The following is a 20498-nucleotide window of genomic DNA, read 5'->3' as shown; positions in this document are numbered from 1 at the left end:
TAAAATGGAAAATAAATTTTTACCAATATGTAAAGAAGATATGATTGAAAGAGGATGGGATGAGTGTGACTTCGTACTTGTTACAGGAGACGCTTATGTTGACCATCACAGTTTTGGGACAGCCATTATATCAAGGGTGCTAGAGCATGCTGGATATAAAGTAGGAATAATTGCTCAACCTAACTGGAAAACAACAGAAGACTTTATGAAACTTGGAAGACCAAGATTGGGTTTTCTTGTTAATGGAGGAAACATGGATCCTATGGTAAACCATTATTCTGTTAGTAAAAGACAAAGAGATAAAGATCTTTATTCACCAGGTGGGGAAATGGGTCATAGACCAGATAAAGCTACAATAGTTTATTGTAATAGAATAAGGGAAGCATACGGAGATATTCCACTTGTAATAGGAGGAATAGAAGCATCACTAAGAAGATTTGCTCATTATGACTACTGGAGTGATCAAGTAAGAAAATCCATATTAGTAGATAGTGGGGCCGACTTATTAGTATACGGAATGAGCGAAAGACAGATAGTTAAAGTTGCAGATGCTATAAATGATGGATTTGATCCTAAATATATAAGCTTTATAGACGGAACTTGCTATATGGCAGATAGTTTAGATGAAGTATATGTTGACTATGTATTAACACCTTCGTTTGAAGAAATAAAAAAAGACAAAGTTAAATTTGCACAGGCTTTTAAAATACAAGAAGCAGAGCAAGATCCATTTAGAGGAAAAGCAGTAGTTCAACCTCATGGAAATAAATTTATGGTTCAAAATAAACCTGAACCACCACTAAGTAGAGAAGAATTAGACCAAGTATATGCACTACCATATATTAAAAACTATCATCCATCATATGAAGCTAAGGGTGGAATACCAGCTTTAAATGAAGTTAAATTCTCAATAGTAAGTTCTAGAGGATGTTTTGGAAGTTGTTCATTCTGTGCAATAACTTTCCACCAAGGTAGAGCTGTACAAAGTAGAAGTCATGAATCTATACTAGAAGAAGCAAAGGAAATTACACATTTACCAGACTTCAAAGGATATATACATGACGTAGGTGGACCTACTGCAAACTTCAGACAAGAAGCTTGTAAAAAACAAATAACAGAAGGAAAAGGTGGATGTAAACATAGACAATGTCTAGATCCATCACCATGTAAAAACTTAAATGTAGATCACAATGACTATATAAGTCTTCTTAGAAAAGTTAGACAAGTACCAGGTGTTAAAAAGGCATTCGTACGTTCAGGTATTAGATATGATTATGTAATGGCTGACAAAGATAATACATTTATGAGAGAATTAATAAAACATCATGTAAGTGGGCAATTAAAAGTTGCGCCAGAGCATGTTGCAGAAGAAGTACTTTATTATATGCAAAAACCAGCAGGAGAAACTTACGATAGATTTAGACAAAAATTCTTTGCAATGAATGAACAAATTGGATTAAAACAATACTTAATACCATATTTAATGTCTTCACATCCAGGTTCTACATTAAGTAGTGCAATAGAGTTAGCTGAATATTTAAGAGATATTAAATATCAACCAGAACAAGTTCAAGATTTCTATCCAACACCAGGAACATTATCAACAACAATGTTCTACACAGGATTAGATCCAAGAACTATGAAAGAAGTTTATGTACCAAGATCTAAAACTGAAAAAGCAATGCAAAGAGCCTTACTTCAATATTCTGCACCTAGAAACTATGAGTTAGTTCATAGAGCTTTAGTTGAAGCAGGTAGAGAAGACTTAATAGGATTTGGGCCAAGATGTTTAATTAAACCTAAAGAGGCTAGAGGCGCATTAAATAGACAATTTGATAAAAATAAAAAAACTAATAAATCTAATGATAGAAATTCTAAAGGTGGAAGAAATAACAATAACACTGATAGAAGAAGTAGCAAAAGTAATTCAAGAGATAATAAATCAAAAGGTAAAAAGAGAACTAAGAGATAATGTTTATATAAGGTTAAAAGGTATATTTATCAATATACCTTTTATAAATTACATAATTATTTAGTAAGTATTGTCGCAATAGATATTCAAAAAACTATGCAGAAAAATTTAATAGTTAAGTTATAAAAAACCTTGATATATTCATATAGACATATATCAAGGTTTAATTTTTAACATATAAAGTTTATAAATAGTGTTATTATGGCTGAATTGACAAAGTCAATAAATAAACAACCAATAATAGGAACTACAAAATATGGTGTATGAACAAATCCATATCTGTTAGTTAGCTCGTCCATATTTGCAATAGCATTTGGAGTTGCACCCATTCCAAATCCACAAGTTGCAGATGCAAAGACCACAGCCTCATAGCTTTTACCCATAATTCTATAAGTAATAAAATAAGCAAAGCATCCTACTAGTATAACTTGAGCAAATAACATAATCATAAGAGGTAAAGCTAAATCAAATAATTGCCAAAGTTTTAGCCCCATTAAAGCCATTGTTAAAAAGAATGATAAACTAAGTGATCCTAAAGTCTCAATTTCTTTTTCCACCATTTCTTTTCCAAGAAAATCATATAGATTTCTTATTATGGCAGCTGCAAGCATTGCTCCTATATATGATGGAAATGTTAATCCTGAGTTTTGAATTAAATCAGATATTATTGATCCAAGCCCCATAGCAATGAATAAGAAAGATGCACCAGTCATTAATTTTTTTAAACATAAAATATTTTGGTTTTCTTCATTAAAATCGCCAACTTCATCTGGTGGAACTTTAGAGTTTTCATCATGAACTGTTTTTATTTTATGATTGTGTATCAGATTTCTAGCAACTAATCCACCGATAATACTTCCCATTATTAAGCCAAATGTAGCTGAGGCAATAGATACTGTTGTAGCACCAGAGACACCCATACTTTCTAATAAAGGCCCAAAAGATCCTGCAGTACCGTGACCTCCTATCATAGGTATAGATGCTGTACAAAGTCCAAGTAGTGGTTGTAAATTAAATAGTGATGCTAATGTTACACCAACTGTATTTTGTAATACAACAAGTAAAATTGCAAGGCCGAGGAAAGTAACAACCTTCATACCACCTTGTTTTAATATTTTAAAACTAGCAGTAAATCCTATACTAGTGAAAAATGCCGTCATAAAAATTTCTTGTAAAGTTGTATCTAAGTTTATAGTTGCTATGCTTGTAGTTCTTAATATAAGAACAAATATTGCGAATATAAACCCACCTACTACTGATGGAGGAATGCAATATTTTGATAGTATAGAAAATTTATTTCTTAAATATTTACCAATATAAAATACAATGGAAACTAAAGCCATGGTCTCATAAATGTTTAAATTAAATTCCATTTCTTGATTAGTCCTTTCTATATAATGATTTTAAAAAATGTATAATATATATATGATATATTATAAAAATTTTAATGTAAAGACAAAATATAGTATAAATATATTAATAAATTTATTTATATGTCTAAGTATGTAGACAAAGTATTAAAATAAATGTATAATAATTGATTACTAACTACGAAGGTTGAAAGGAGAATATTATGTTAAAAAGTATCTATAATCCAATGTCACAAGTTTTTAAATACTTATCGATATCGATAGTATTTATGTTTATAGGATATTTATTTGGACTAATGTTTTTACCAGACAGTTTTATTTATATGGCAAATACAATAATAGCAGTATTAATGGTAGCATTAATACTTATGGCTTTATTCTCTAGAAAAAGCATAATTCCAAGAAGATTTTCCATGAATTTTGTTTACCTATTTACATTTATCGATGGAATATTAATGTCACCAATTATAAGCTATTATGTGGGAAGTATGGGAACAGGAATGGTAATAAACGTATTATTAGCTACAGCTGTTATATTTGGAGGACTTGCATTTGTAGCTAATAGAAGTGAAAGTGGAAGATTCCTTAGATTTGGGCCTACATTATTTATTTCATTAATAGCACTATTAGTAATGTCTATAGTAAATATATTTATTGGCGGGAGTGTATTTAATATAATAATAAGTATAGTCGGAATTGTAATTTTTTCTGGATATATATTATATGATGTAAGTTTATTAAAATCAGAAATAGAATATGGTGGAATAAATGATAGAGATGACTTATCAATCCATGTTTTAAATTTATATCTTGATTTTATTAATATATTCCTAGATTTACTTAGACTTGTAAGTGAATTGACTGATTAATAAATTAAAAAATCCTATGATACAAACCTTGTATTATAGGATTTTTATTATATAATAGATTGTAGCCTTTATAGTTTTTATAAAAATAAGTATAATATAGATAAGCTAAAATTAGCTATATAGTATAAATCATAAATAAACAATGATAAAAAGGGGACAAAAATGGAGGATGTTATTTTATCTAAATTAATAGATGAGCAATCGAATGGGATAATAGTATTAAACAAGGATTTAGTAGTATTATACGCTAATAAAAAGGTAAGAGAATTTTTTTCATCAAACATAAATCAACTATTAGGAAATTTCGTAAAATGTAATAATACTATTGTTGAAAGTTGTTATTGTCAACAAACATCTAAGTGTAGTGAATGTATTTTAAACAATGCAATAAGACAATTAAAAGAAACAAACATTAAACAAATTATAGATAATCTTAAGTTTAATTCTGATGGTGAATACATTAATATATCTTTAAAAATTTCACATGAAGGTGATTATATAATTTTAGAGTTTACTGATTTATGTAACTTATACGAAGAAATAAACTTTTTATCTAGAATGATGGATAAATCAAAGGATATAATGTTTTTTAAAGATAGTAATTTGAAATATAAATATGCCAATCAAAGTTGTGCAGATTTATTCAATTGTGACAAAGATGAAATGTTAGATAAAGATGATAATGAGCTATTAAGACTAAATTGTATTGATGAATTATTATATAGAAAACTAAAAATAGGTGATATAAATACACTTAAAAAAGGAAACTATAATCATACTATATACTATAAAGAAAGACATTTAAATATATCAAAGGAATGTATTGATGGTGGAATTTTATGTATAGCTGCAGATATAACAGAAGAGAAAAAGGCAAATAAAAGAGCTGAAACTGATGTTTTAACTGGTTTAAATAATAGAAGAAAATTTATAAATGATATGGATGAAATATTGAAATATGATGGAAATAATTTTTATTTGGCCCTTATAGATATAGATAATTTAAAATACCTAAATAATAATTATGGACATTTAAAAGGAGATGAGTATTTATCAAAATTAGGTAAAATACTTGAAGATACTAGTAAAGGTAGGTTTTATAGAATAGGTGGAGATGAGTTTGCTGGCCTTATTAGATTAAAAAAGAATGCATTAGAGTCCATGTTTGATGATATTTTTGACACATTAAAAAGTTTAAATTGCAACCCACCATTAACAATAAGTGTAGGTATTGTGCTCGTTGATATTAATAAAACATATATAGAAAATTATAAGGAAGCGGATAATTTATTGTATGAAGCAAAGAAAAAAGGAAAAAATAGATTTATATTAAGCTAAAAAAGCATGTTGAAAAATCAACATGCTTTTTTAATTATACGGATCTACAGCAATGTTATTTAAAGCAATTCTATCTAGAATTAATAAAGCTCTTTTTTCTTTTTTTATAATATTTTTTGAACAAAGTTTATCTACTACTCTCAAAAAATGCCTAGAATCTGATTCAAGAAGCTTTGCTAATTGAGTGAAGTTATCTGTGACGATCTTATCTTCAGGTTTCCTTTTAGAAAAAAGTAAAAATAATCTAAGGTATCACACTTAAGGCAAATGTGAGGACCTTTTTTGAAATAATGAAGTTCAATATACTTTTCTATTCATTCAGTAAAAATTTCATTAATTTGAAATTTATTAATATAATAATTTAATTTACTTTTATAATTTAATATTATCATGTTTATATCCTGAAAAAAATCAAAAAGTATGTCATATACCATAATATCTAGTAATAATTTTTTGATATTATAGTTAAGCTAATAAAAAAGGATTATATCACATAGGAGGATAGAATGACATTGAAAAAAATTGTATGTTTAATGACCTTACTTATAGTGACTATATCTTTATTAGTAGGATGTGGAGGCAATAAAGATAATGGAGCTAAGAAAGAAGAATTAAAAGTAGCAATGGTTACTAGTGTTGGTGGAGTAACTGACGGAAGTTTCAACCAAAGTGCTTGGGAAGGTCTTCAAAAAGCAGAAAAAGATTTGGGAATAAAAGCAAGTTATATAGAATCAAAGCAAGAGGCAGATTATGTAACAAATTTAGAGCAAGCAGTAGATAATCATAATGATTTGATTCTTGCAACAGGATTTCCAATGCAAAAAGCATTATTAGAAGCAGCTAAAAATTATCCAAATCAAAAATTTGCTATAGTTGACGTAGATTATGGAGATGAAACACCTGATAATGTTACTTGTATATCATTTAATGAAGAGCAATCAGGATATGTAGTAGGTTTAGTTGCAGGAAAAATGACAAAGACTAATAAAGTCGGATTTGTTGGTGGGATGAATAATGTAGTTATCAAAAAATTCCAAGCTGGATATGAAGCAGGTGTAAAAGAAGCTAATCCAAATACAAAAGTTTTAGTACAATATGTTAACTCATTTGCAGACCAAGCAAAAGGTAAATCTATAGCAAATCAAATGTACAATAATAAAGCAGATATATTATTTGCATGTGCAGGCGATAGTGGTTTAGGAGTACTTGAATGTGCGAAAGAAACAGGAGAATATGCTATAGGTGTTGATAGAGATCAAAATAATATAGCACCAGACAATATACTTACATCAGCAATGAAAAAAGTAAATGAGGGTGTTTATACAGTAGTTAAAAACTTAAAAGATGGAAAATTTGATGGTGGGAAAACTTTAGTATTTGGTTTAAAAGAAGAAGGTATAGGCCTTGCACCATCAACAGATAAAAATGTTCCAAAAGATGTAATAGATTACGTTAATGGAAAAATAGAAAAAATAATAAACGGAGAAATAGTAGTTCCGAATAAATAAATAGAAAAAGTGGCTAAATTTAAGCCACTTTTTTATATATTAACTGATATAAATTTATATTAGTATTATATTAATAAAAATAGACAGTAATAACGTAGTGAATATTAAATTTAATTAATGAAACTTTTTATACTATTTATACGTCTAATATATAGGAGATAGTCTTTCTCATATGACGAATTTGTAAGTTGAAATGTAAAGGTTTTAGTGTGATAATAAAATAAGGAAGTTATGTTTTTAACGAGCATAAATATGAAGGGAGCTAATAACAATCGAAAAATTTTTAAAGAAACTTTTAATATTGATATTAGTTGTATTTGTAGGAATATGGGTGTATAACTTTTTAAAAGAAAAATACATACAGCAAATAAATGAGAAATATGAACAAGAAACTAAAAATATGAGTGAAGATGATTTGAAAATAATAAATGAAGTTATTTATTTAGCAAAAGAAAGAGAAGGTCAGGAATACACTTGGGGTGGTAAGGGAGAAATAATAACCAAAGAAAGATTAGAAGAACTTGTAAGTTACTATGGTGAAAGTTACTATCCTTTAGATAAAAAAGATTATATAGGAAAACAAGGATTTGATTGTTCAGGTCTTACTTATTGGACGTATAAAACTATAATTAATGTAAATATTGGTTATTCTACAACTGAACAAAAAGCCGTTTTAAAGGATTATAAAGTTCAAATGAAAAATATTCAGCCAGGGGATCTTATTTTTACACCAGGTCATGTAGTTATGTATATTGGAAAAGGAAAAATAATTAACTCAGCCAATAGAAACCCTTATCCTGTAGGAGGAATAAAGATAGAGTCTGCTTTACCTTACAAAAATGGACAGGCATATCGTCCTATAGATTATATTAATGCATATTTAAAATAATAAAATTAAGACGTTAGATTATATTAGGTGAAGTATTTTAGGGGGAGTTTTATAAATGATAGATATTATAAATTTAAGCAAAAAATTCGGAAAAGTGCACGCATTAGATGATGTGTCATTTCAGATAAAAGAAGGGAAGATAATAGGTATATTTGGGATAAATGGAGTAGGAAAATCAACTATATTAAAATCTATAGCTGGTGTAATTAGACCAGACAGAGGAAAAATTCTTATAGATGGTGAAGAAATGAATCCTAAATTATATAATAAAATAGCCTTTGTACCAGATATGGATACTTATTTTCCACACCTTACAATAAAAGATACCTTTGCATTTATGAAAGAGTTCTATGAAAATTGGGATGAAGGAAAGGCAATAAATATGTTGAAAATGTTTAATCTTACTGATGATAAAATGATAAGTACTTTATCCAAGGGAAATAGAGCTAGAATTAAAATTATTCTTGGTTTTGCACAAAATGCCAAATATATTTTACTAGATGAACCTTTTTCTGGGATAGATATTTTTAAAAGAGAAGAATTTATCAAGGCCATGGTAGAATACATTTCTCCAGAGCAAAGTATCATAATAACAACTCATGAAATTGCCGAAATTGAAGAAATAGTTGAAGAAGTAATAATACTTCATGAAGGAAAATTGGCATTTAATTTTGATGTAGAAGAAGTTAGACAAAATGAAAATAAGTCTATTATAGATAAGATGAGGGAGGTATATAGGGGTGAGTAGGATTTTAACACTCTATGATATAGAGTTTAAAAGAATCAAAAATATTTATTTCTCTATCTTAGGATTGCTTACAATAAGTAATCTTATCTGGTTTGCTTATAACTTACATTCAGTAGCCAGACAAGTTCAAGAAATTTTGAACGTAAGAGGGGGAGTAGGTTTACTTAAATCAGAAGAGGCATATATGATTATAAAAAATGGAGACTTAATATATTCATTGTATGTTTTATCTTTATTTTTTATGATTTTAGCACTCATATGGTGTTTATATTACACATTAGTAATATGGTATAAAGACTTTTCAAATAAAACAAAGGTAGTTTATACTTTGTTTACTTTACCTTATAATAAGTTTAATATATTCACATCAAAATTAATAACAGCAGTGTCATTTATATACGGTGTATTAGTAACACAGCATATATTGTGGCTTATAGAAATATTCATAATTAAAAGTTTTACTGGTATTAATATTAGTGAAATTATTCATATTATAAATTACAACAACTCAATGAGCTTTCTATTTATGGGATTGCCTATATACCCATTAGAAATATTTATGTACTATGTATTAGGACCTATTTTAGCAGTTATTGTTTTGTTTACAGGAGTATTGATTCATAAATCTTTTGATAAACTAGGTGGATTTTTAGGTTTATCTTATATTACAATTGCTGGATTTGTATATATGTTTATTTCGACTACTTCTATGATATTTGCAGATGAATTGTTAAAAAATCATATTTTATACTATGTAATTATGGGGGCATTATCCCTTATTATTTCTTATAGATTATTAAATAAAAGAATACATGTTTAGGGGGATATTATGAATAAAAAAATTTCAAAGATATTTTTAATTATTGTATCATTAGCCATGATATTAATTATTTTCTCCTTAAGTTTTATTACAAAAGATAAGATAGATATAGAAGATGTATCTGGAGATAGAAGTGCTCTTGGGGATATGAATATTGTTTATCAAAAAAGAAAAGGTATGTATGAAACAGATAATATTATCATATCTAAAGATAAAGAAAAAGTTGAAAAGAATGTAAAAGAAGGTATTACAAGTTTCACCATATCAAAGGAAAATATAGGTAATAGAGAATTATTGCAAATGTCCAATGATAAAAGTAATATTTGTGAAACAGATGATGAAATTACTAATGTGTCTCTTTTAAATACTTATTCACCTTATAGTGGTGATGAAATGACAGTATATATTGATAAAAAAGATAAAAAAAGTTCAAAGATTAAAAATTATGAAATAATAATAGATGATACTATTAATGTAAATGGAGACAGTGTTTATAAAGCTTTACCAATGAGAGATAATGATAATATTTATTTGGCTATTATTTCATCAGTTTATGATGATAGTGATCAAGATGAAAATAAATCACAAGATAGTGAACACGATGTGTATAAACAAACTTATTTAAGTTTATTTAAATTAAATCTATCTTCACAACAATCAAAATGTATTTTAACTAAGTCATATGATCCTAATGAAATGTATACAAATGGTGACGTGGGATTTGTAAAAGATAATGTAGCATATTTTGTTACTCATGTAAAAGATGAAGTAAGTAAAGAAATAAATACATGCTTATTTGGTTTTAATATTATTACTAAAGAAATAAATATAATTAATTTAGGAGTTGAAAATCAAAATATAACTAATTATTCTATTGATGGCAATGAGGTATTGCTTTCTTGCGATGTAGATCCAATAAGTAAAAGAGTCAAGACTTTAGCAGTTGATTTGGATAATAAAAAAATAATAAGCACAAATGAAATAGACGCCAAGTCCAAAGACGATTATAATAGATATATTTTAGAAATGAGACGCTATAATGATAAAACATACCTTATAATGTGTGATTATAAAGAGGATGATTATGTAGATGGTGGAAATGGGTCTCCAGACATGGACTATTATATTTATGTTATAAATGAGAAAAATAATGAAATTTTATACACTGGCAAAATAAAAGAAAAAATTATGTATAATATAGCTTTTGGAATTGTAAAAGATGAAGAACTATAACATAAAAATCCCTTAGAATAATCTAAGGGACTTTATTTTATATGGATAAATAAAGATTATTTTACATATTATTGAAATTTGGTAACATTTCTGTAATTACCTATGTTACTATTTTGTAATTCAAAGTAACAAGTATGTAACTGTAATTTTTCAAGGGGTAATGATATTATAATAGTATAAATAAAAGAAAAAAGAAGAAATCTTAGATATCTTAAAATATATTAGAAGGAAGTGTTGAAAAATGAAAAAAGGAATTATAGCAATAACTTTATTATTAACAGGAGTATTATTAGTAACTCCAATAGCAAATGCAATATCACAAAATGATGAACAAGTAAATGTAAATCCAGTAAAAGTTGAACAAACTTCAAATATTGAAAAAACAGAAGTTGTAAAAGACAATGAATACAAAACAATACAAAAGGAAGAAACTAAGAAACCAGTAAAAGTTGAAACTACAGTTGTAGAAAATAAAAAACCAGTAAAAGAAGAAATGAAGGTAAATAATAAAAAAGAGGAAACTAAAAAAGAAGAAACTACTAAGCCAGCTGATAATACAGTTGTAAAAGATGATAAAGATAAAGAAGAAGTTAAAACAGGAATGACAAAATCACAAGCTGAAGTAATCTTAAATAAATACATAAAAGATGTAGAAAAAGCTGACTTTACATATACATACCAAGGTGACGAAAATGCTTTTAAAGCAATGCAAGAAAAAGGAATAAGAGGATATGTATTTTTACCAAATATAGAAACTGATTTAGCATACTTAGTAGACAAAGATAGTGGATCAATATATTTCTTCCATCCATCAGGATACTTTGAAATATTACAATAAAAGAGATTAATATAAGTAAGAACTTAGTACTAAATAAAGTACTAAGTTCTTTTTTTGTTAAATATGTGAAAATTATATTTATGTTTGCTATAATTTTAGTATGATTTTAGACTAATATTAATCAAGGGGGAGAGCGTATGTGGTTTGATAAATTTAGTAAGAAAAATTGTAAAAATTGTTATGCCTGTGTAAGAGTATGTCCAGTTAATGCCATAGAAATAAAAAATGAACAAGCAAGAATTAGAGAAGAAAGATGTATAGTTTGTGATGCATGCTATTTGGCATGTCCACAAAAAAATAGATTAAGCACATCAGAGGTACCAATTGTAAAGCATTATATAAAAAATAAAGAAACAGTAGTAGCTTCTATTGCACCAAGTTTTGCGGCTATTTTTGGGAACAACAGCCATAAAATACCTGGAGTATTAAAACATTTGGGATTTTCTTATGTAGAAGAAACATTAGTAGCAGCTCAACCTATAATAGATGAATATTTTAAATATATTAATAAAAATGATGGTGAAAATTATATAACAACTCTTTGTCCATCCATAATCAACTTAGTAGAAAAACATTATCCTAATTTAATTGAAAACTTAATACCTGTTATATCAGCTTTTGCTTGTCATGGAAGAATTATTAAAAAAAAGTACGGAGAAAATGTAAAAGTTGTATTTATAAGTCCTTGTCTTGGAAAAAAGGATGAATCAAGATTTGAAAATAGTGTTGATGCAGTGATTACACTAGAGGAACTAAGAAGATGGATAAAACAAGAGAATATTTCTTTTGAAGATATTGAAGAGAGTTCATTTGATGCTATTAGTCATTATAACAGGGTTTTTCCATTTGTGTCTGAAAATACAGATTACTTTTTTGACTCTAGTAAAAATAAAGAAGTAGTATCTGTAGATGGCCCAAATGATTGTAAGAAGACGATAGAGGCAATGGTAAATAAAAGAGTAAGCAATGTAATATTTGATATGAATTTCTGTGAAAGTGGTTGTCTTAGAGGTTCTGGAATTGCAGATGATGGAGCGAGTTCTTATGAAAGAAGAAAAAATATAGAGAATTATAGTAAAAAGTGCGAAAAATTATATAATGATAAAATAGACAACTCTTATGATGAAATACTATCAAAAATAGATTTACATAGAAATTTTCAGTCTAAATATAGTCCTTTAAAAGAGCCTAGTGAAACAGAGCTTAGAGAAATTTTAAAGTCTATGGGTAAATTCGCAAGAATGGATGAGATAAATTGTAAGGCATGTGGTTATAAAACATGTAGAGATAAAGCCAAGGCAGTGTTTAATGGTTATGCTGATACTAGTATGTGTGTTCCATATATGAGGCAAAAAGCGGAAAATAAGGCAAATGTGATTATATCAGCTACACCTAATTTAATTGGCATAGTGGACAAGGACTTATGTGTGGAGGAATTTAATCCAGCTGCACAAAATTTCTTTCAAGTTAGTAATGACGAAGCCAGAGGAGTACCTGTCATTATGTATTTGGATGAAGATAAATTTCAGCAAGCAAGGGATACAAGGAAAAATATTATTGGGGATAAGATAGAACTTCCAGACTACAATGGTGTATTAGATCAAAATATTATATGGCTAGAGGAAAATCAAATTTATATATGGATAGCCAATAATATTACAAAAGAAGAGAATAAGGAAAAAGAATTACAGACAATGAAAATAAACTCAATAAACATGGTTCAAGATGTTATAAATAAACAAATGATGGTGGCGCAAGAAATAGCAAGTCTTCTTGGAGAAACAACAGCAGAGACAAAAGTTACCTTGACTAAGTTGAAAAAACTTATTGAGGAAGAGGGGCATAGATAATGAAATATTATATAGACTTTGCTTATGGGAGCTTATTAAAGTATGGAGAAGAGTTATGTGGAGATAAGGTTGAGTTTTATGCTGATGATGAACAATTTATTGCAGTACTTTCTGATGGAATGGGAAGTGGTGTAAAGGCTAATATTTTAGCAACTCTTACATCAAAAATAGCTCTTACAATGCTAAAGGAAGGAATGAGAATAGAAGATGTAGTTGATACTGTTAGCCAGACACTGCCTATTTGTTCACAAAATAAAATAGCTTATTCTACGTTTACTATGGTAAAAGTGGCGAAAGATGGTATAGCTTATATTGTTGAATTTGATAATCCTACATTATTTTTTATGAGAGGAAAAAACATACTTTCATTAGATTGGAATGAGATAATAATTCATGATAAAAAAATAAGAGAATGTAAGATACAACTCACAGAAAGAGATAGGATAGTGCTTATTAGCGATGGTGTAGAATTTGCAGGAGGAAGAAAAACTTTAAATTATTCTTGGCAATGGAAAGATATCTCAAAGCATTTGTTGAAATTTACTAATGAAAACATGAATGCAAAAACTATTACAAACAACCTGTTAGGAGTTTGCAATCAATTATATTACTTTGAACCAGGAGACGATACTACTGTAGCCACTATAAAGGTCAGCCATGATAGCAATGCAGTTTTATTTTCTGGGCCACCTATCAATAAAAGTAAGGATAAGGAAGTTGTATATGAAATGATGGGAAGTGCAGGAAAAAAAATAGTTTGTGGTGGAACTACGGCAAATATTGTTGCAAGAGAGTTAAACGTAAAATATCGATCTAGTACAGATATTATAGATGAAGATGTTCCGCCAATAGGATATATAGAAGGAATAGATTTGGTAACAGAGGGAGTATTAACACTAAGAAAATCATGTGAGATATTAAGACGATTATTAACTACTAATGATGATAGTTTTTTACATAAAAAAAAGGATGGAGCCACAATGCTGTCTAAAATGTTGTATGAAGATTGTATTCATATAAAAATGATAATAGGAAGATGTATAAATCCAGAAAATATGATGTCAGATATACCAGATGATTTAAGTGCAAGACTTTATGTTTTAAATGAAATGAAAAATATTTTAGTTAAACTTGGTAAGATTGTTGAAGTTGAATACTATTAAAATAATGTGAAAAGTGCTATTTTTAATGATTTAATATCTTTGAAGATAGCACTTTTTTAATGAAGAAACGGATGTTTTAAAAATTAGATATAAATTTTTTCATAGATTAAAAATAATAAGTAATAATAATCAAGTTAATTAAATATAAATTAATATGTGTGTGGTGCTAGCTCAAAAAGTGTCAAAACCTCCAGGAATATATTTGCACCATGCACGCCGATTATTTAGGAGGTGATAATAATAAGAAAATTACTAAAGATAAGTATAGTAGTCCTGTGTTTATTAATGATTAACTTAGTTTACATTAATAAAATTCATGCTCTTCCTCAGGGGGTGGATAGAGTTGAAATTGGTAATTGGACTAAGACGAGAGAAATTAATGAAATAAAGGAGGATGAAAAGAAACTTAACAGCGAGGATTTTAAAAATATCAAAAATATTAATTTTGATGATACTTTAAATCCATTAGAGATATTCACTAATCTTTATACTCCAGGGGACAAATCAATGAGAACTGTAAACATTGTAAATTCATTTAAGCCTGAAGATGAAAGTAAAATTAAGGGAAATAAAGTTCTTAGAACGAGAGTAAGAACTTTTGAACCTATTTACTCATTCAATTATAATACAATACAAACCTGGCTTGAAAGTAGTGTAAGTCCAATTTGGAAAGAAGGATATTTAGAAAGTAAAATTATAACGTGGCCATGTTATGTTGAAGTTTTAAAATATGAGCTTACTGGAGAAGCACCCATAGAATGGAGAATGCTAGAGGGGGAATTTAAGTTAAATAAGGAGCAATTGGAATTAATAAAATCAAAAAAAGTACAACCTGTTATAGGTATTAAAAGTAAAGAAGATTGTCATCTAATATTACCATTTTGTGATTTATTAAATGTTTTTATTAATGGTGAAATAACAGATATTAATTACAGGGCATCATCAGAATCTTATAAATACAAAATAGATAAAACTATTGGTAATTATAACCTTACAAACACTGCAGAGCATAGTAAGTACTGCAATAAGGAAGAAGATAATATTTTGTCTCAGCACACGCGCAATAGACATATCGATTGTAATATTCTAAAACCAACTACTAGTGATAATTATTATAAAATGGTTGGAGATATATCTCAGTATATAAAATCAGGAGTTCGTGATTATAAAATATCCTTATTAATAGGACAACTTGGTAGAATGGGAGAAGACGTTCTTAATTATAATGGTGGGACAAGCCAAATATCATTATTTCTAATTGAAAATCCTCAATTTAAATTTAAAATTAAGCCATATTTATTAAATGAAGATAATGAAAAAGAATACATAGATTCAGATTATAAATTTTCTTACAACGAGAAAGTATTATTTGATGTGGAAATTATAAATGAAAGTAGTGCTTATGACTATAATAATTTAGATATTCGTATGGATTTAATAAAAGAGATAAAAGAAGGAGGAGCAAAGGTTAGTGATGTACTGCAGATAAATAAGAGTGATGCAAAATACAAAGGTATTAATATAAAAGATAGTGTTAGTTTATATTTGAATGATGAAAAATCACCTTGTTCAATCGCTAAATTATCAAATCTAAATAAAGGGGACAAGTTAACTATAAGTAGCTATAAATTTGCTTATACTGTTACAGAGTACAACGCTTTAAAAGAAAAAATTGATTATGATTGCATTCTTCAGTTAAATTATTTAAATAATCACACCCTTTACAAATACACCAATACAAGTAGATTGCAAGTAAAGCCCTTAGAAGGAAGGCTAATAGTTACAGTAAATGGAGATATGGAGAATTACTTTTATTTAAAGCTAAATGGAGAAACAAATTCATCAAATATCAAAGTTAAAAGTAATAAACAATATACTATTTGTAATTTGGATTATGATAAGACATATGAATTGTCCTTGATTAATTCATCTTCATATAAACCAGTTAGTAATCAAAATTTTGTATTAAAAAATGCACCAGGACTTAATACAAAATCCATAATAATAAATACAAATGTAAAATCTAATAATTATTTTACACAAAGGAAGATTGATGAAATTATTATAAACAGGTGATAAATATGAGTAGAAGTAAGAAAAGAAAAAATAAGAGAAGAAATAAAATTAAGAAATCACTATTATTATTAATTGTTATTATTGGAGTGTTTTTTTGCTCTCTTATTGTTTATGGAGAAGATGCTTTTCATGCTATGAAAACTTTTCTTTATGAAGATAAAGCCTTGGAGATAAAAATAAAAATTGAGAAGAACGATGATTTAGAAGATGTAGATTTAAACTTTATAAATGAAGGTAGTTGTAACGTTTATCTGAGAGGCTTTGTTTTTGTTTATCCCAAAATTGAAGGAGATAATGGGACAACTTTAAGCAATTCATCTGTGAAAATTAATTATGGTAATGAGGATAGCTGGTTTGTTAATGAAGATAATTATATTTATTATACTAAACCATTAAAGGTAGGAAACAGAACGGAAAAACCTATGGTTGAAAGTATAGAGATTAATTTAAGTGAAGAAGATAAAAGGATGCTAGGAAGTGGGAAGTTAAGTATAGATGTTGTGATGGAATCTGTTCAAGTAAATAATTTTGCTTATAAACATGAATGGAATATGGAGGATACTGATTTGGAAAGTTATTTTAATAATAAAAAAAATGAAACCTATGAAGGCGATGAGATAATAAAAATAATTAATTAAATAGAGGGGAGATTAAAATGGAAAATAAAAGAAAAACGAAGAGAATTGCTATAGCATTAGCATGTATATTAATACCACTTGGAGCACTTGGATTTGGGTACTTTGTTGGAGGAGATAAGGCGACTGACAAAGAAGTAGCTAATACTTTAACTGTAGATGGTAAAATAGAGGGGACTGTAGTTAATACACAAGATGCAAATACAGATGGAATTGTACCTGGTGACACCATTTCTAAAACTATTAATATTAAACCTAATTCTACTGCGCCTAGTTTACTTAGAGTTAAAATAGAACCAAGTTGGTATAATGGAAATAATAAAACGGAACTTCCAGTATCAAATATTAAGTTTATTTATACTAATAATATTGTAAAAGATGATTTTACTACTAGTGGAAAAGACTATTGGTATAAATGTGATGATGGCTATTTATATTATATGAATTCTGTCACAACAACAGAAGCGATGGAATTAGTTGAAGGAATTAAATTTCTAGGTGGAAGCGATGACACAGATGCAAAAGAGTATCAAGGTAAAAATTTGAAAATAACAGTCACTATGGATATGATTCAATGTAAATATGCTCCATATAAGACAAGATGGGAAGTGCCATCAAGTAGTGAGCTTTATACTAAGCTAAAAGCTTTATGTCCAGAATCAGATAAATATGTTGAAGAATAAATAACTAAATATCATGACTAAAACAAGCCTTATTGAATAATACTACCAATTGTAGTACTATAAAAATAAGGCTTAATAAGTTTTTGAGGAGTGATATTTTGAAGAAAATCTTAATGTTAATACTTTCTATAATTTTAGGAGTAAATGTAACAGGATGTAATATAAATATTTCATCTAAGAATGTTAAAATAATAAGCGCCAGTGGATTACCAGCAGTAACTATGTGTAAACTGGCGAAGGAAGAAGATAAAATTGAAAAAGGATATAAAACTACATATACTTTTGGAAGCGATGAAGAAACTGAAAAAGTTTTATATAATGAAGAATATGATATCGCTTTAGTACCAACGGATATGGCCGCTAAAGTTTATAACAAAAACTCAAACTATGAAATTTGTGCAAGTATAGGACAAGGTTCATATTACTTAGTTACAACAGATTCGAGTATAACAGGTTTTAATAATACACTAGTCAATAAAGACGTAGCTATTTTAGAAAAAAATTCAATGATAGATACTACAGTAAAATCAATATTAAAAGAAAATAATGTGAATGAATCCTTAGTAAATTATAGATATGTGAATAGTGCACCAGAACTTGTTACAGCATTAGCATCTGGAACAGTAAGAACAGGTGTTGTACCAGAAACATATCTTACAACTTTATTATACAAACATAGTGGATTAAAAATTTTAACTTCTACAAATGATGCTTATGATAAAACATTTAATACACAAGGAGGATACCCACAGTTTAGTGTAATAGTTAAAAAAGATTTTGTAAAAAATAATAAAAAATTTGTGGACAAGTTTCTATCAAAAATAAAGGAAAGTATTGACTTTGTAAATACAAACCCATTGCAAGCAGGTGCTTATGGAGAAGAATTTAAAATATCTGTAAAGCCACAGGTATTATCAAAAGCTATAAAGAGATGTAATCTAAAATTTAAAGAAGTTGATGAATTTAAAAAGAACTATGAAGAATTCTTTGCTATACTATATGATTACAATAATGAAGTTGTAGGGGGAAAAGTTCCTGATGATTCAATTTACTACAAATAAGAAAATAAAATTACATCAAGATAAAAATAAAATGCAGGTAGCACTTTCATGTGTTATCCTGTTATTTTTATGGGAGATAATAGCTTTAAGAATAAATAATGATATATATTTACCCACATTGGCACAAGTTTTTGCAAGTATAAAAGAAATTGTATTAGAGGATAGATTTATTTTAGATGTGTTTTCAACTATATCAAGATGTATACTAAGTTTTGTTATGGCATTAGTAGTAGCATTTGTATTAGGAATAATTTCTTATAGTTTTAACATATTTAAAAATTTTTTAACGCCAATAACATCTCTAGCTCGTTCCATTCCGAACATGGTTTTAATAGTTTTAGCATTAATTTGGTTTAATAAAGAAAGCGCACCTTATATTGTTGTATTTATTATGGTGTTTCCAGTTTTATATGATGCAGTTTTAGGCTCAATGAAAAATATAGACAAGGGAATTTTAGAAATGGCTGATTTATATAAAATTAGTAGAAAAGATAAAATACTAAAAATATATTTGCCAGCAATAAAATTTTCGCTAATATCAATTTTATCATCAACCATATCCCTTGGATTTAAAATTGTAATTGCAGGAGAAGTTTATGGACAACCTTTATATGGAATAGGGGCAATGATTCAAAATGAAAAAGTTAATTTTAATACTACAGCTATTTTTGCTTGGATAATAATTATTGTAATAATTTCATCCTTATTAAATCTTATTGAAAAATTACTGTTAAGGAGAGCTTTTATATGGAGACGATAAATAAAGAAGATTTAATATCAATTAATAATATAAACAAAAAATTTAATGAAAAAGTTGTATTTAAGAATTTTAATATAGATTTTTATAAGAATAAAGTTAACTGCATTATTGGAAAATCAGGATGTGGAAAAAGTACATTATTAAACATAATTAGTGGGATTATACCCAATGATAATGAGAATTTTGAAACAATAGAAAAGTATGGAGTAAGTTATATATTTCAAGAGGATCGATTAGTTGATTGGTTAACGGTAGGTGAGAATATTACACTTGTAGTAAAAAAACTTTATAATAAAAAGATGTCAGATGAACTGTGTGAAAAATATTTAGATTTAGTAGGAATAAAAGAATATAAAAATTATTATCCTCAAATGTTAAGTGGAGGACTTAGGCAAAGGGTGAATATCGCAAGAGCTTTTATTTATCCATCAAAAATTGTCATAATGGATGAGCCTTTTAAATCTATTGATGTAATTAATAAAGAAATAATAATGAATAACTTTAAAAAAATCCTAGAAAGAGAAGAAAGAACAGTATTGTTTGTAACACACGATATAGATGAAGCGCTTTTATTGTCGGATAAAATTTATGTCCTGGGAAACTCTCCTATTAATATTAAGAAAATAATAGATAAAAAGGATAATATAGGGAAAATAGATATTTATAAATTAATTTAAAATATAAA

At 27.5% G+C, this 20498-nt stretch carries 18 protein-coding genes; 17 read left to right on the top strand and 1 reads right to left on the bottom strand.

Annotated features, from left to right (window positions below; translation table 11 throughout):
- Positions 1-4 precede the first annotated feature (4 nt).
- Positions 5-1972: a YgiQ family radical SAM protein gene (locus K0039_RS16445; RefSeq protein WP_228106160.1), complete on the top strand. Its 1968-nt coding sequence runs from the start codon at positions 5-7 to the stop codon at positions 1970-1972.
- 170 nt (positions 1973-2142) lie between these two features.
- On the opposite strand, the gene gltS is transcribed toward K0039_RS16445, so the two are convergent.
- On the bottom strand, positions 2143-3345 hold the full coding sequence (gene gltS / locus K0039_RS16440; protein WP_228106159.1) for a sodium/glutamate symporter: 1203 nt from the start codon (positions 3343-3345) through the stop codon (positions 2143-2145).
- 200 nt (positions 3346-3545) lie between these two features.
- On the opposite strand from gltS, the gene K0039_RS16435 reads away from it, so the two are divergent.
- The 16 genes from K0039_RS16435 (at position 3546) to K0039_RS16360 (ending at position 20490) form a co-directional block, all read left to right on the top strand.
- Positions 3546-4211, top strand: a complete 666-nt coding sequence (locus tag K0039_RS16435) for a Bax inhibitor-1/YccA family protein (protein WP_228106158.1) — start codon at positions 3546-3548, stop codon at positions 4209-4211.
- A 162-nt stretch (positions 4212-4373) separates the two neighbouring features.
- Positions 4374-5549 carry a sensor domain-containing diguanylate cyclase gene (locus K0039_RS16430; RefSeq protein ID WP_228106157.1) on the top strand — a complete coding sequence of 392 codons (1176 nt, stop codon included), beginning with the start codon at positions 4374-4376 and terminating at the stop codon, positions 5547-5549.
- Positions 5550-6055: 506 nt separating this feature from the next.
- A complete protein-coding gene (locus K0039_RS16425; RefSeq protein ID WP_228106156.1) occupies positions 6056-7057 on the top strand; it encodes a BMP family lipoprotein in 1002 nt (333 codons plus the stop codon).
- 301 nt (positions 7058-7358) lie between these two features.
- Positions 7359-7946 carry a C40 family peptidase gene (locus K0039_RS16420; protein WP_228106155.1) on the top strand — a complete coding sequence of 196 codons (588 nt, stop codon included), beginning with the start codon at positions 7359-7361 and terminating at the stop codon, positions 7944-7946.
- A 55-nt stretch (positions 7947-8001) separates the two neighbouring features.
- Positions 8002-8694, top strand: coding sequence for an ATP-binding cassette domain-containing protein (locus tag K0039_RS16415; protein WP_228106154.1), 693 nt, complete (start codon positions 8002-8004; stop codon positions 8692-8694).
- Positions 8687-9514: a hypothetical protein gene (locus K0039_RS16410; protein WP_228106153.1), complete on the top strand. Its 828-nt coding sequence runs from the start codon at positions 8687-8689 to the stop codon at positions 9512-9514. The genes K0039_RS16415 and K0039_RS16410 overlap by 8 nt, the downstream gene beginning before the upstream one ends.
- Positions 9515-9523: 9 nt before the next feature.
- Positions 9524-10747 (top strand): hypothetical protein, encoded by a 1224-nt coding sequence (locus tag K0039_RS16405; protein ID WP_228106152.1) that lies wholly within the window; start codon positions 9524-9526, stop codon positions 10745-10747.
- Between the two features lie 241 nt (positions 10748-10988).
- Complete coding sequence (locus K0039_RS16400) at positions 10989-11585, top strand: hypothetical protein (RefSeq protein ID WP_228106151.1); 597 nt, start codon at positions 10989-10991, stop codon at positions 11583-11585.
- Positions 11586-11722: 137 nt separating this feature from the next.
- The gene (locus tag K0039_RS16395; protein WP_228106150.1) at positions 11723-13435 is read left to right on the top strand and encodes a [Fe-Fe] hydrogenase large subunit C-terminal domain-containing protein; all 1713 of its coding nucleotides are present in this window, start codon (positions 11723-11725) and stop codon (positions 13433-13435) included.
- Positions 13435-14598, top strand: coding sequence for a SpoIIE family protein phosphatase (locus tag K0039_RS16390; RefSeq protein WP_228106149.1), 1164 nt, complete (start codon positions 13435-13437; stop codon positions 14596-14598). Before K0039_RS16395 ends, K0039_RS16390 begins: the two co-directional genes overlap by 1 nt.
- Positions 14599-14883: 285 nt before the next feature.
- Positions 14884-16674 carry a hypothetical protein gene (locus tag K0039_RS16385; protein WP_228106148.1) on the top strand — a complete coding sequence of 597 codons (1791 nt, stop codon included), beginning with the start codon at positions 14884-14886 and terminating at the stop codon, positions 16672-16674.
- 5 nt (positions 16675-16679) lie between these two features.
- A complete protein-coding gene (locus K0039_RS16380) occupies positions 16680-17312 on the top strand; it encodes a hypothetical protein (RefSeq protein WP_228106147.1) in 633 nt (210 codons plus the stop codon).
- 17 nt (positions 17313-17329) lie between these two features.
- On the top strand, positions 17330-17992 hold the full coding sequence (locus K0039_RS16375; protein WP_228106146.1) for a hypothetical protein: 663 nt from the start codon (positions 17330-17332) through the stop codon (positions 17990-17992).
- Between the two features lie 98 nt (positions 17993-18090).
- Positions 18091-19053, top strand: a complete 963-nt coding sequence (locus K0039_RS16370) for an ABC transporter substrate-binding protein (RefSeq protein ID WP_228106145.1) — start codon at positions 18091-18093, stop codon at positions 19051-19053.
- Positions 19031-19813: an ABC transporter permease gene (locus K0039_RS16365; protein ID WP_228106144.1), complete on the top strand. Its 783-nt coding sequence runs from the start codon at positions 19031-19033 to the stop codon at positions 19811-19813. The genes K0039_RS16370 and K0039_RS16365 overlap by 23 nt, the downstream gene beginning before the upstream one ends.
- Positions 19801-20490: an ABC transporter ATP-binding protein gene (locus K0039_RS16360; protein ID WP_228106143.1), complete on the top strand. Its 690-nt coding sequence runs from the start codon at positions 19801-19803 to the stop codon at positions 20488-20490. Before K0039_RS16365 ends, K0039_RS16360 begins: the two co-directional genes overlap by 13 nt.
- The last annotated feature ends 8 nt before the right edge of the window (positions 20491-20498 follow it).

The organism is Terrisporobacter mayombei (genome assembly GCF_020748465.1).
Classification (GTDB): Bacteria; Bacillota; Clostridia; order Peptostreptococcales; family Peptostreptococcaceae; genus Terrisporobacter; species Terrisporobacter mayombei.
The sequence above is the reverse complement of the archived record's forward strand: the minus strand, read 5'-3'. Positions and strand labels throughout refer to the sequence as shown.

What these genes read in the sequence shown, in the direction of transcription:
- K0039_RS16445 (WP_228106160.1), top strand. Translation starts at nt 5, where the DNA reads ATGGAAAATAAATTTTTACCAATATGTAAAGAAGATATGATTGAAAGA.
- gltS (WP_228106159.1), bottom strand. Translation starts at nt 3,345, where the DNA reads ATGGAATTTAATTTAAACATTTATGAGACCATGGCTTTAGTTTCCATT.
- K0039_RS16435 (WP_228106158.1), top strand. Translation starts at nt 3,546, where the DNA reads ATGTTAAAAAGTATCTATAATCCAATGTCACAAGTTTTTAAATACTTA.
- K0039_RS16430 (WP_228106157.1), top strand. Translation starts at nt 4,374, where the DNA reads ATGGAGGATGTTATTTTATCTAAATTAATAGATGAGCAATCGAATGGG.
- K0039_RS16425 (WP_228106156.1), top strand. Translation starts at nt 6,056, where the DNA reads ATGACATTGAAAAAAATTGTATGTTTAATGACCTTACTTATAGTGACT.
- K0039_RS16415 (WP_228106154.1), top strand. Translation starts at nt 8,002, where the DNA reads ATGATAGATATTATAAATTTAAGCAAAAAATTCGGAAAAGTGCACGCA.
- K0039_RS16405 (WP_228106152.1), top strand. Translation starts at nt 9,524, where the DNA reads ATGAATAAAAAAATTTCAAAGATATTTTTAATTATTGTATCATTAGCC.
- K0039_RS16400 (WP_228106151.1), top strand. Translation starts at nt 10,989, where the DNA reads ATGAAAAAAGGAATTATAGCAATAACTTTATTATTAACAGGAGTATTA.
- K0039_RS16395 (WP_228106150.1), top strand. Translation starts at nt 11,723, where the DNA reads ATGTGGTTTGATAAATTTAGTAAGAAAAATTGTAAAAATTGTTATGCC.
- K0039_RS16390 (WP_228106149.1), top strand. Translation starts at nt 13,435, where the DNA reads ATGAAATATTATATAGACTTTGCTTATGGGAGCTTATTAAAGTATGGA.
- K0039_RS16385 (WP_228106148.1), top strand. Translation starts at nt 14,884, where the DNA reads ATGATTAACTTAGTTTACATTAATAAAATTCATGCTCTTCCTCAGGGG.
- K0039_RS16380 (WP_228106147.1), top strand. Translation starts at nt 16,680, where the DNA reads ATGAGTAGAAGTAAGAAAAGAAAAAATAAGAGAAGAAATAAAATTAAG.
- K0039_RS16375 (WP_228106146.1), top strand. Translation starts at nt 17,330, where the DNA reads ATGGAAAATAAAAGAAAAACGAAGAGAATTGCTATAGCATTAGCATGT.
- K0039_RS16365 (WP_228106144.1), top strand. Translation starts at nt 19,031, where the DNA reads ATGATTCAATTTACTACAAATAAGAAAATAAAATTACATCAAGATAAA.
- K0039_RS16360 (WP_228106143.1), top strand. Translation starts at nt 19,801, where the DNA reads ATGGAGACGATAAATAAAGAAGATTTAATATCAATTAATAATATAAAC.